This is a genomic window from Acidaminococcus sp. (assembly GCA_022482815.1).
Taxonomy (GTDB): Bacteria; Bacillota; Negativicutes; order Acidaminococcales; family Acidaminococcaceae; genus Acidaminococcus.
Window position 1 is genome coordinate 619,595 of record JAKVOM010000001.1, and the last position, 12,732, is coordinate 632,326.

At 48.8% G+C, this 12,732-nt stretch carries 11 protein-coding genes; 4 read left to right on the forward strand and 7 right to left on the reverse strand.

From position 1 onward, the window contains the following. Positions 1-2 precede the first annotated feature (2 nt). A complete protein-coding gene (bioD, locus tag LKE33_02695) occupies positions 3-689 on the reverse strand; it encodes a dethiobiotin synthase (protein MCH3949836.1) in 687 nt (228 codons plus the stop codon). A 13-nt stretch (positions 690-702) separates the two neighbouring features. Beyond that, a complete protein-coding gene (locus LKE33_02700; protein ID MCH3949837.1) occupies positions 703-1,257 on the reverse strand; it encodes a biotin transporter BioY in 555 nt (184 codons plus the stop codon). A 182-nt stretch (positions 1,258-1,439) separates the two neighbouring features. Here LKE33_02700 and larE point away from each other — a divergent pair, with 182 nt between their 5' ends. From larE to larC, 3 genes are read left to right on the forward strand one after another with little or no spacing between them, the layout of a single operon-like run. Further along, positions 1,440-2,186, forward strand: coding sequence for an ATP-dependent sacrificial sulfur transferase LarE (gene larE, locus LKE33_02705; protein MCH3949838.1), 747 nt, complete (start codon positions 1,440-1,442; stop codon positions 2,184-2,186). Beyond that, entirely contained in the window at positions 2,183-2,944 is a 762-nt protein-coding gene (larB, locus tag LKE33_02710) for a nickel pincer cofactor biosynthesis protein LarB (GenBank protein ID MCH3949839.1), read from the forward strand. Before larE ends, larB begins: the two co-directional genes overlap by 4 nt. Continuing rightward, complete coding sequence (gene larC / locus LKE33_02715) at positions 2,944-4,236, forward strand: nickel pincer cofactor biosynthesis protein LarC (GenBank protein ID MCH3949840.1); 1,293 nt, start codon at positions 2,944-2,946, stop codon at positions 4,234-4,236. The genes larB and larC overlap by 1 nt, the downstream gene beginning before the upstream one ends. A gap of 939 nt (positions 4,237-5,175) precedes the next feature. On the opposite strand, the gene pepV is transcribed toward larC, so the two are convergent. The 3 genes from pepV to LKE33_02730 form a co-directional block, all read right to left on the reverse strand. Further along, positions 5,176-6,552 (reverse strand): dipeptidase PepV, encoded by a 1,377-nt coding sequence (pepV, locus tag LKE33_02720; GenBank protein ID MCH3949841.1) that lies wholly within the window; start codon positions 6,550-6,552, stop codon positions 5,176-5,178. 651 nt (positions 6,553-7,203) lie between these two features. Next, positions 7,204-8,610 carry a TIGR00366 family protein gene (locus LKE33_02725; protein MCH3949842.1) on the reverse strand — a complete coding sequence of 469 codons (1,407 nt, stop codon included), beginning with the start codon at positions 8,608-8,610 and terminating at the stop codon, positions 7,204-7,206. A 5-nt stretch (positions 8,611-8,615) separates the two neighbouring features. Beyond that, positions 8,616-9,809 carry an amidohydrolase gene (locus LKE33_02730; GenBank protein ID MCH3949843.1) on the reverse strand — a complete coding sequence of 398 codons (1,194 nt, stop codon included), beginning with the start codon at positions 9,807-9,809 and terminating at the stop codon, positions 8,616-8,618. A 227-nt stretch (positions 9,810-10,036) separates the two neighbouring features. Here LKE33_02730 and pepT point away from each other — a divergent pair, with 227 nt between their 5' ends. Continuing rightward, positions 10,037-11,278 (forward strand): peptidase T, encoded by a 1,242-nt coding sequence (gene pepT, locus LKE33_02735; protein MCH3949844.1) that lies wholly within the window; start codon positions 10,037-10,039, stop codon positions 11,276-11,278. A 342-nt stretch (positions 11,279-11,620) separates the two neighbouring features. Here pepT and tatC read toward each other — a convergent pair whose 3' ends face one another. Further along, positions 11,621-12,346 (reverse strand): twin-arginine translocase subunit TatC, encoded by a 726-nt coding sequence (gene tatC / locus LKE33_02740; protein ID MCH3949845.1) that lies wholly within the window; start codon positions 12,344-12,346, stop codon positions 11,621-11,623. A 3-nt stretch (positions 12,347-12,349) separates the two neighbouring features. Then, on the reverse strand, positions 12,350-12,553 hold the full coding sequence (tatA, locus tag LKE33_02745) for a twin-arginine translocase TatA/TatE family subunit (protein ID MCH3949846.1): 204 nt from the start codon (positions 12,551-12,553) through the stop codon (positions 12,350-12,352). Positions 12,554-12,732: the final 179 nt, after the last annotated feature.

Here is a 12,732-nt window from a genome sequence, read left to right on the forward strand (position 1 = left end):
AGTTATACATAATAGGCGGCCAACGCATCCGCATCCATATCAAGGTCCCGTTCGTCATCACGAATGCAGGCAGCTATCGGCAGCCCGGTCAGCGTCTTGATCATCTGTCGGTTATCTTCCTGCATCTTATCTCCCGGAAGCCAATGATTCAGAAAAACAGCCTTGACGTTTAATCCGTGACGCTGCATATAATCTACGGTGAGTACGGTACTGTTAATGGTCCCGAGCCCGGCATCTGCCACAACAAAGCAGGAAAGTCCCAATGCCTTGATCATATCTTCCAACATCAGATGCTGCTCATTATCCCAGCGCAGCGGGCAGAGAATGCCGCCGCTGCCCTCCATGGTAAGAAAATCGTAATGAGCTGCCGCCCGTGCGAAATCCTGTTTGACGACATCCAGATCCACCGGCCGCTTATTCCAACGGGCGGCCAGATGCGGTGATACGGCTTCCCGATAGACATAAGACACGAGTTGACTAACCGGTTCGGTAATGCCTGCCGTTTTTTTGACATAGAGAGCATCCCCCGGCTGCAAAGCGCCTTCCGCATCCGGCTCAGCCCCGCTTAAAGCAGCTTTGTAATAGCCGGCATTTCGCCCGCTGTCACGCAGTTTTTTCACAATCAGACCGGTGACAAACGTCTTTCCCACATCTGTTCCGGTTCCTGTAACAAAAATTGCTTTTCCCATGTGATCATCCTCCTTATGAAATCCAGATTCCGGCCTTATAACAGCGCTGTCCAATGACTGCAGCCACCGCGCAAATCACAAGATCAGGTACAATCTGAAGAACCGCGCAGTACCAGAGCATCACCCAGAAGCTCATAGCGGCGTGAAGTACGAATCGGCTTATGACATAAAAGTAAGCAATGCCAATGATGTACACGATGACAAGTCCCACCAAATTTGCCGCCAATTGCCTGCGTGCCGTAATCGGCTGATTCCGCATGCGAATCAGCGTGCCTCCTGCATAAGCCTGCAGCGCGAATGCCGGCAAATAACCGAAAGTCGGCTGAAGCAGATAACCCGGACCTCCGCCGGAAGCAAATACCGGTATCCCGATAAGTCCCATTACCGTATAAGTGATGACAGCCAATGCTCCAAGCCGTCCGCCGAGCAGCTGCCCCGCCAGCAGCGTCGCTAAAAACTGCAGCGTGTAAATAGTAGACCCTACGGGGATCCGAATAAAAGCACCAACAGCGATCAATGCAACAAACAGGGCACATAATACCATTTCCCGCATTTTTATTTTTCTCACGAAAAACTCACCTCCTTTGCCGGACGTACTGTATCAATGTACAGAGTTAATTTGCATTAGTCAACCTAGTATTTTAATATAGTTAACGTATTTTGTATGAATCTCTAAAATTTCACAATCCCCCACAGGGAGATTTCCTATTTCAATGCTATAATAAAGTCACTGTAAAGGAGGAGTGTACTGTGACACTTGAAGAATTCTTTAAGAAATATCCGACCGTCGCCATTGCTCTTTCCGGCGGAGTCGATTCAACTTACTTGACGGCACAAGCTGCACGCTATGCCCAAAAAGTTCATGCTTATACCGTACGTTCTGCTTTCCAGCCCGAATTCGAAATCGAGGAAGCCGCCGCTATGGCTAAGCGCTGCGGTGTTTCCCACACCATTTTAAAAGCCGACATCCTGGCGGTTCCCGAAGTGGCGGCCAATCCGAAAAATCGCTGTTACTACTGCAAAAAGATGGTTTTTTCTACACTTTCTGCCGAAGCTGCCAGAGATGGTTTTTCCATTATCCTCGATGGTACGAACGCTTCGGATGACGTGGCAGACCGCCCGGGAATGAAAGCCTTAAAAGAAATGGGAGTCCTTTCTCCGCTCCGGCTCTGCGGTCTCACCAAGGCAGAAATACGCAAGCAAAGCAAGGCACTCGGTCTTCCCACCTGGAACAAACCCTCCTATGCCTGCCTCGCCACCCGGATTCCAACGGGCGAACAGATCACCCAGGAAAAATTAAGCCGGACCGAGTGGGCCGAAACCTATTTGCGGAACCTGGGTTTCCGCGATTTCCGGGTCCGCCTGTTTAATAATTGTGCTAAACTACAAATTACGGCTGCCCAGTGGCCTCTTGCGGAAGCCCATCGTGAAGCCATCCTGAACACGCTGCGTACCCGTTACGACGGTGTGCTCCTTGACCTGGAGGTGCGCCCATGAAGAGTGAACATACATTAGAAGCACTGCTTACAAAGGTAAAAAACGGCAGCCTTTCTGTAGAAGAGGCAGCGCTGAGGCTGCGTAAAGCGCCTTTTGTCGATTTAGGATACGCCCAGGTCGATACGCATCGGGAACTGCGGCAGGGTATTCCGGAAGTCATTTACGGAGCCGGCAAAACAGCCGAGCAGATTCTCGGAATCGCCCAAACCCTGCGGAAGGATTCTTCCCGACCTGTGCTGATCACACGTCTTGACGCGGAAAAAGCAAAAAAAATTCAAATGCAGCTGCCGCTGGATTATCATACTGATGGCCGTATCGGCCTTGTTGGTTCCCTGCCTGAACCGGACGGTATCGGTACCATACTTATTCTCGCCGCGGGTACCAGTGACCGCCCCGTAGCGGAAGAAGCAATTTGGACAGCCCGGGCTCTGGGCAATGAAGTCAAGGCCTTTCACGATGTCGGCGTAGCCGGTCTGCATCGCCTTCTGGCCCACTTGGATGACATGATGCAGGCTACGGTCATCATTGCCATCGCCGGCATGGAAGGCGCTCTGGCAAGCGTTGTCGGCGGCCTGGTCAGCTGCCCGGTCATTGCCGTACCCACAAGCGTCGGCTATGGTGCCGCTTTCGGCGGTATGACGGCCCTCTGCTCCATGCTGAATTCTTGTGCCAGCGGCGTTTCCGTTGTCAATATTGATAACGGTTTCGGCGCTGCCTACCAGGCAAGTTTAATCAATCATATCAAAGGAGATCAATGATGCGTACCTTATTTCTCGATTGTTCCATGGGTGCTGCCGGTGATATGCTGACTGCATCCCTGCTTTCCCTGTTCCCGGATCCGGAGGCTATGATTCAAAAGCTCAACACCTTTGGAATTCCCGGCGTAACCTACGCACTGGAACAAACAGACCGCTGCGGTATTGCCGGCCTCATGGTGCATGTAACGGTTCATGGAGAAGAAGAAGCTCCATCCGAAGCCGTTTTGTCCCATCATAAAGATCATATGGAAAGTCATGAGCATCACCATGAACATGAGCATACACACATACATGAACATGAACATGAACACGATCACGAGCATGAACATCATCACCATCACAGCCATCACGCACTGCACGATGTCCAGACAGTCATCAATCAGCTTCATGCCGATCCTTCTGTAAAAACAAAAGCCCTCGCCGTCTATGACCTGCTCGCTGCAGCAGAGAGCAAAGCGCATCATAAACCGGTTACGGAAATACATTTCCACGAAGTGGGGCAGCTTGACGCCATCGCTGATATCATGGCGGTTTGTGAACTGATGACGCAGCTGGCTCCCGACGAAGTCATTGCGTCTCCTGTCTGTGTCGGCAGCGGACGCGTCCAGTGCGCCCACGGCATTTTGCCGGTTCCGACCCCGGCTACAGCTTACCTGCTGGAAGGCATTCCCATGTATGAAAGTACTTTTCCGGGCGAATTATGCACACCGACAGGGGCTGCCCTGCTGAAATATTTTGTCACCAAATTTGACTCCATGCCTGTTATGAAAGCAGAACACATCGGCTATGGTCTCGGCCAAAAGGAATTTCCCGCGGCCAATTGCCTGCGTGCCATTTTGGGAACGCGGGAAGCAGAACCAGCGTCCCTTTATGAACTCACCTGCCAGGTCGACGATATGACAGGAGAAGCCATTGCCTTTGCCGCGGAACAACTCCGTGAAAACGGTGCACTCGATGTTTATACGACGGCCATCACAATGAAAAAGTCACGTCCCGGCACAGCCATTACTGTCCTTTGTAAGGACGGAGACCGGAAAAAATTAATCCACGCCCTCTTTGTTCACACTTCGACTTTAGGCGTACGGGAATATCCTTTCCGCCGTTACGAAATGGACCGCTTTGAGGATACGGTGACGGTTGACGGCTACACACTCCGGGTCAAAAAGGCATCCGGATTCGGTACCCGAAAAGCAAAACCCGAATATGAGGATGCGGCCTCTCTCGCCCGGGAAGAAGGCATCAGTTTCAGGGAAGCTTCCGAAAAGATTGAGGAGGCACTGCATAAATCCTGAGCAAGCTTCATGCGGCTGGATACAGGCACCTGTAAACATCTGTAAAATGAACGGTTTGATAAAAAATCGGGCAGTAATTTTATATTTACGGCAAACCTCCTGCGTCAGTTTGCTAAATTAATAGCTATCTTCCACCACTCCGTGGTCCGCCCTTCTTCCGACTTTGTGGAAGAAGGTGACAGAAGATGGCAAACCTCCTGCGTCAGTTTGCTAAATTAATAGCTATCTTCCACCACTCCGTGGTCCGTCCTTCTTTCGACTTCGTGAAAGAAGGTGACAGAAGATAGCAAACCTCCTGCGTCGGCTTGCTAAATTAATAGCTATCTTCCACCACTCCGTGGTCCGTCCTTCTTTCGACTTCGTGAAAGAAGGTGACAGAAGATAGCAAACCTCCTGCGTCGGCTTGCTATAACGAAAGAGCTGTGAAGAAATGATTTTTTCATTTCCTCACAGCTCTTTTTGCGCGGAGTTTGAAACATACCGTTTCCCGTACTCCGATACCAATCATCTGGTCCCATATCCCATCGTTTTCAATTGCGCCGAGAAAATTGCAGGATTGCACTGCCATTTCCACTCGGCTCAAAGAAAGATCTCACGGCTGCATAACTTGGAAGGGGGAACTACTGCTTTTGTAAGATGGAATGCTTGTCCGGGCAGACAGAGGAACTATATGGACTGTATAACAAGACTGCTTCAAGAGTACAAACGCACTGCCGAAAGGGACAAGATTCAAAGTGGATATAAGTAGGGAAAAAGGATTCGTACAGAGGTACATAGGGAGTTCATCACAGACAGCGAATATGCTTCCTTTCCGACCTCAAACGAGGCCGGATACGGTCCACCAGATGATTGTCTATGGAAAGTCCGGCATATCAGATATCCGGAGATTCATTCGGGACGCCGTTTCTATTGTCCGGCGTCCCTCTTATGAACCCGGTTTTACTTAGCCAGACGATACATAGCTTCCGTATAGATTCTGGCATTCTTCATCAGGATATCAATTTCCCAGAATTCGTTAGGAAGATGTTCACGTACAGTGTCACCCGGGAAGATTGGTCCGAAAGCTACAATATTCGGAATGGATTTTGCATAGGTACCGCCGCCAATGCACAGCGGAGTCGGATCCAGGTTGGTCAGCTCATGATACACGTTGAGAAGCGTTTGGACATAAGGGGTCTTCGGATCAACGAAGAGCGCTTTTTTATGTTCTTCTTTGATAAGTTCAAAGCCGTACTTTTTGAAGTTTGCCGTCAGAATCGGGGCACAGTCTTCATAGTGCTTGGTAACAGGATAGCGGTAATTCAGCTTGACTGTCATGGAAGAAGCATCGCCTTCAATCATGCCCATATTGAAAGACAGTTCTCCGGAAGGTTCGTCCTTAAGGGCAATACCCATACCGGCACCATTCGTTTCCATGCCGATATGATCGGCGATGACTGTAACTGCATTCTTGACTCCGGCAGAAAGCGGCCAGTTCTTGATGCCCAGGGTCAGTTTGCCAATAGCGTTGATACCCTTTTCAGGATGAGCGCCATGTGCTTCTTTTCCGTGGGCAGCTGCCTTGACGCCGCCGTTTGTACGAGTGACTTCAAGACCGTCTTTCCCATTATAGTCTGCCACAAGTTTTTCAGCCAGGGCATCAGAGCAGGTAAAGTCTGCTTCTGCAAGGGAAGGAACAATATTATAAGCCGTACCGCCGGTGATCTTCGTCAGCTTTAAATCACCATCCTGCTGATAAGAAGCGCGGTAATCAGAGTCCAGGATGCCTTTCTCACCATTGATGACAGGATATTCACCGTCCGGAGTAAAACCGCAGACCGGAATTTCCCCGCCTTTTTCAAGGTAGTGTGCCATGTCCAGGGAACCAGTTTCTTCATTTGTCCCAAAAAGGATACGGATACGGCGTTTCAGGGGTACACCTGCATCCACCAGTGCTTTCATGCCATAGAGAGCGGCAATCGTCGGGCCCTTATCATCCAGGGCTCCGCGGCCGTAAATGTTCTTATCGTCATATTCGCCGCCGTAGGGATCTTTCTCCCAGCCTTTACCTTCCGGAACTACGTCCAGGTGACCCAGGATAGCAACCATTTCGTCGCCTTCACCGATTTCGGCCCAGCCCATGTAGTTGTCGACATTCTGCGTCTTAAAGCCCAGCTTCTTGCTTACATCAAGCATGTACTCCAGCGCTTTTGCCGGACCCTCGCCAAAAGGCTTGCCCGGTTCGGCAGGTCCCTGTACACTTCTGATTTTAAGTGCACCTGAGAGTGTCTTAATCATCGGTTCTTTCTGCATTTCAATGGCTTTAGCCAGATCCATAATTCATCCTCCTCTAAATGTCCATTCCAAAATTACATTTTTGACCGAACATTCGGTTTTTTAATTTTCTTCAGCTGCCTGATTTTCATTAAATAAACCAAATACCAAGTCTGGATGCTTTGGTTGTTACCTTAACTGACTGATTCCATTGTACGAAGTTCTAACTATTCTGTCAATTATTTTGTAAAAATTGTAATATAATTGAATGACTAGTGCGTCAGCGCCTTTAGATATGTAAAGTTGTCTCTTTCCATGTGTCTTTATCAAATGACCGTAAGTTTAATTTACTATCTATTGCCAAAGACACGAACTTTTTTGGTACAGTGTCCTCTGAAGAAGGACTAGAAAAAATTTAATGGTACCTATGAAAAGGGCTGTGAAGAAATAGAAAGGCGCCTTTGGCTTTTGGCGTATGGCATTGGGCCTCATTTACAGCAGTGTGACAGTGCTTTTGATTCAAATAAAAAATAAAAACCTGAAATTCAGTAGTTAACCTAAATTTCAGGTTTTATTTCTATAAGTTCGTAGAAAAATACCTTGGTCATTTTTCTTCCATGGGCGGGATGCGGCCAGCGGCCGGCGACCTGCATAAAGGGGGACCGTGAAAAAATGAAATCATTTTTTCACGGTCCCCCTTGTTTCTATTTTCACTTAATAACCGATGAAATAGCCAATTGCTATCATAATGCCTTGTACAACCACAAGCATGATAAACAGCGGAGTGAAGAATTTCCACCATTTGCTCATGGAGACGCCGGCAATACCGCAGGCAATCGGCAGCGTGGTCGTCGGCCACATAATGTTGGAAAGACCATCACCAAACTGGAAGCACAGTACAGCCAGCTGACGGGACAGGCCCAGAAGGTCGGCAAGCGGTGCCATAATCGGCATGGAGACCACGGCCTGACCGGATCCGGAAGGAATCAGGAAGTTCAGCAGCGTCTGCACAATCAGCATAGCTTCGGCCGCAAAAAGACGCGGCATACCGGACAGCGGCATGAACATGCCATAGACGAACGTATCCATGACACGGCCCGTCTGCATGACGATCAAAATACCTCTGGCAAACCCAATCATCATGCATGCGCCGGCAATATCCTTAAAGCTCTTTTCAAGGGCCCGGGCAATCTGGTTAGGATTCCAGCCTACAAGAAGGGCCGAAATCAGTCCCATGATCATGAAAAGGGCCGACAGTTCTGTGAAATACCATCCGAAATTCTTGCAGCCATATACCAGGATAATGACGCCGGCAAAGAAAACTGCCAGCACAAGGATGTGGCGGAACGTAAATGGATGCTTATCCAGTTCCTCTTCCGAAACAGCAAACTCATTTTCAATTCCATACATGTAGCTCTTTTCAGGATTGGCCTGAATTTTCAGCGCATAGCGCACTACGTAAACGGAAGCCACAGCCACCATGGCAAGGTGGGACAAGATTCTAAAGCCGCTGCCCGACATGATAGGCAGTTCAGCAATAGCCTGGGCCGTTCCGACCGTAAAGGGGTTCATGAAGGCACCGGCATAACCGATTGCCGTCGCACAGGAAACAATGGACATACCGACGATAGCATCATAACCCATGGCAATACAGATTCCGACAAAAATCGGAATAAACGGCAGGGCCTCTTCAGAGATACCAACAGTCGAAGAAGCAAAGCTGATGATCAGCATGAAAATCGGCACAATAGCAACACGCGCTTTCCCTTTGATCACGCGCAGCATCTTTGCAACGAGACCATCAAAGGCGCCGGAGCCGATAATGAGGCCGATAAAGGCATAAGCGATAAATACAAACAAAATAACCGGAGCTGCATCCTTCATCCCGAGATAAATACACTTAAACATCTCGAAGAATCCGATCGGATGGGCGTCCACCAGGTGATATGTCCCGGCCTGTACAATCTTCTGTCCGGCTTTATTGGCCACACGGTTAAATTCACCGGCCGGCAGCACCCACGTCATAATCGTGGCAAAAACAATAATACCAAACAACAGGACGAATACATGGGGCAGCGCCCACTTGGATTTCTTGGTTTCTTCAGGTTTTTCTTCTGCCATCAAGATCACTCCCCTTCTTTTTTCGCCAGAGCTCGTTTAAAATCTTCCCTCACTGCTTTTCTGAATGCCTCATCGTTATAGATATCGAGCAGCAGCTCGCACATGACGACAGCGCCTTTTTTCATCTGCTCCATGGCGTGCTCTGTAATCGTTGCATCCCGAAGCTCTGCAGAATGTCCAGGGCAAACCTTGTCGGTAATACAGATGTAAGGATGGATTGTCGGGCAGCGGTAGCTGACATTACCGGCGTCCGTTGAACCGGACGGAGGCAGCGGCGGTTCCACCGGTTCACCGCTGTCTCGGAAAAGTTCCTCCACTCTCTTTTCAAGAAGCGGTACCCGCACCATATCATCAAAATCCGGAAAACCTGACTTAAACGATACTTCGCAGTCGAGGGCAATGGCCGCACCCCGTGCGCAGTTCCGGATAATCCGATCCAGCCGCTGCAGTTCGTGACGTGTCGGATAACGAAATTCTATCCGCAGCTTTGAAGTATCCGGAACAATATTCGGAGCTTTGCCGCCGTCGGTGATTACAGCTGAAGCAATCGTATAAGGACGGAAGGAATCCCGGCGGGCATCAAGCAGATCCAGAAACTTACGGGCCGCTGTCAGCGCATTGGCACCATTCCAGGGATCTCCGGCCGCATGCGCCGTTCGGCCTGTAAATTGGATGTCATAGCAGCGCAGAGCCGTTGCGTCCGTATTGGTCCGGCTGGCACCGCCGCTCGTGCTGTGCATCATGATTGCAAGATCATTGTCATCAAAGACACCTGCCGGAGCAAAGTGCAGTTTAGCCCCATCCACTTCTTCCCCGGGCGTACCAATGACCTCCAAAGTGCCATGATATGCCTCTTCCGGAAGACGGCTCATAATCATTCCGGCCAGTACGGACAATGAGCCGTGCAGGTTATGCCCGCAGCCATGACCGATCCCAGGGAGTGCATCATATTCCACCATAATGGAAGTCTTCGGGCCTTCACCCCTTTTCAGCGTAGCCCTGAACGCGGTTCCATAGCCCAGTTCCTTTTCCATGAACGGATACTCAATCGTAAATCCAAACGGCTTTAACGCCTCAACGATGGCCTGACTGGAATGTATTTCTTCCCCGGAAACCTCCGGATGATCATACATATAACGTGCCAGTTCCTCTGCCAGAGGCAGATATTTATCGGCGAGAGATTTAACTTGTTGGTTCATCTGGCTTCCCCTCTTTACTTTAGTTCTTTAATTAACTAATACTCCATATTATCATGATAACACAGAGCGGCCTTTTTGACTTTGAATTAATTCGCTTTTTTAGATAGGAGGCAAAATCTTTTTTAAAATATACCATTTGATACATTTTCATTTTTCCATTTTCGGTATTTTCCTTTTTCCGCGTTATAATAAGAGCATCAAGCATCGTGAATTCAGGAGGTTTAACCATGAGAGAAGCACTGCTCCGCCGCTTCCTGCGGTACGTACAAATTCCGTCCCAGAGTAAATCCGGTGTCCCTTCGGTACCCAGCACAAAAAGTCAATGGGACATGGCACACACACTGCAAAAAGAGCTGACAGAGCTGGGTCTTACCAATATTTATCTGAGCCCGCAGTGCGTGCTTACAGCCAAACTGCCCTCCAACCTGCCCCTGGGACAAAAAGCACCTGCCATCGGTTTCTGCACCCATATGGATACGGCCGATGCCGGGCTGTCCCCCATTGTACATCCGCGCGTCATTTCAAGCTACGACGGCAAAGATATCGTACTGAACCGAGAAAAAAATATCGTTATGACCGTAAAAGATCACCCGGAACTCCTGGATTATATAGGGCAAGAACTGGTCGTGACAGACGGCACCAGTGTACTTGGTTCCGATAATAAAGCAGCCGTTGCCAACGTGATGACGGCCCTTGATATCCTGGTCCACGATACTTCCCGTCGCCATGGAGATATCTATGTGGCTTTCGTCCCCGATGAAGAAGTCGGTCTCCGCGGCTCCAAAGCTCTGGAACTGGAACGGTTTCCCGTTGAATTTGCCTATACTATTGACTGCTGTGCCCTGGGAGAAGTGGTCTATGAGACATTTAACGCCGGCAGTACGTTCGTGACGATTCACGGCGTCAATGCCCATCCCATGAGTGCCAAGGGAAAACTCGTCAATCCGACCTTGCTTGCCGTTGATTTTGTGAATCTCTTCGACCGTCGGGAGACTCCGGAATGCACAGAAGGAAAAGAAGGATACCTGTGGGTCAAAAGCATCCGTTCCAACGCGTCAACAGCCGAAGTTCGCATAGACATCCGTGACCATGATAAAGCCGGCTATGAAGAAAAAAAGAACCTCATACTGAAAAATGCGGACGTCATTCGGAAACGGGAGCCGCGTGCCCGTATCGAAGTCGAGGAAACAGATGTCTATGCCAATATTGCCGACGCTATGACAGCCGGCAACAAAAAAGCCCTTGATGTTCTGTACAGTGCCCTGGACGAACTCAGCATCAAACCAAACACCATCGCTATGCGCGGCGGAACGGACGGTTCCTACCTCTCCTCCAAAGGAATCTTTACGCCAAATTATTTTACAGGCGGATTAAATTTCCATTCTCCTTATGAATTTCTGCCAACCGCATCGATGGAAAAATCTTGTCAGGTTACCCTGGCCCTGATTGACCGTGTGACAAAGTGCTAAACATATCCCAGATTACATTCATAGAGGCTGTAACACAATAAAAGGTGCTTTTGGCCTATGGCATTCAGCCTGGTCTGCAACATCGTTTTAAAGCTTTTGATCAAATAAAATTTGATATAAAACCTAAAATTTAGCAGTTAACCTAAATTTTAGGTTTTATTTTTATAAGTTCGTAGAAAAATGCCCTGGCAATTTTTCTTCCACGGGCAACCCGCGGCCAGCGGCCAGCGACCGGCGTAAAAGGGGCTGTGAAATAATGCGGATGCATTATTTCACAGCCCCTTTGTTTGGCCTTCCGCCGCCCGAATTTCCCAGAGCAATCTGCGGCTAGCATTTTTGATATTATTTTCTCAATACAAACCGAATAAACAAATTGCTTCCTTCATACAGCGCAATCATCGGTACTGCCAGCAGGCACTGGGACACCATATCCGTCGTCGGCGTAATCACCGCTGCCAGAATGAAGGATGCCATGATAACAAATTTTCGTTTCTTTCTGAGCATCTGCGAAGAAATCAACCCCATTTTAGCAAACACGCACAGAACCATGGGAATGTTAAAGATAACTCCGAAGGGCAATACCAGCATCAGGACAAAGTCCAGATAACTTTCCATGGAAATCATGGGCTGTACCGTTTCACTGGTAAAAGCCAGAAAAAAGCGCAGTCCCTGCGGTAAAACCAGAAAGAAAGCGAAGGCGATGCCGCTCAGGAACAAGAGCAGCGATAGAGGTACTACTGCCATGAGTGTTCTTTTTTCTTCAGTCGTAAAGGCCGGCACCACAAAAGCCCAGAACTGATAGAAAAGAACAGGGGAAGACAGGATGGCACCTGCCGTCAGCCCGGTTTTGAAGTAAATCAGGAAAGCTTCAGCCGGCTTGATGAAATAGAGCGTTCCTGCAGGTGCTGTGAGAAAGTGCATAATATCATCAATACGCAGCTCACTGATGATGGTGCACAGCACGAGGGCAATAATCGCCTTGATGAGACGGCTTCGTAATTCTGTCAGATGGCCCGTCAGTGACATGACCGTCCCACTGCTGCCTTCTCGATGTTGTACGGCTTCCATAAATTACTTTCCGGATTCAGCCGGTTTGGAAACGGCAGCCTTTTCCGCTTCCGGCTTATCTTCTGCTGCCGGACTATTGAGGGCCGTCTTAAATTCATTCATGCTTTTTCCCATCGCTTTGCCAATCTCGGGAAGCTTACCAGGACCAAAAACAACCAGACCGATGATCAGGATCAATACCAGTTCAGGAACACCCAGACCAAACATACACGTCACTCCTTTTTATATTATGAGCTTACTTTAGCGATGATTTGTAAGAATTTAGTAATTATTCGGGAATATTTAGGTAAAAATCTCCTGATTTACGATATTTTTACTATTTTCATACTTTTTCTTTATATTTTGTCCCTAGACTGAAAGAAAAATTAAATCGAAACAGGAGGATC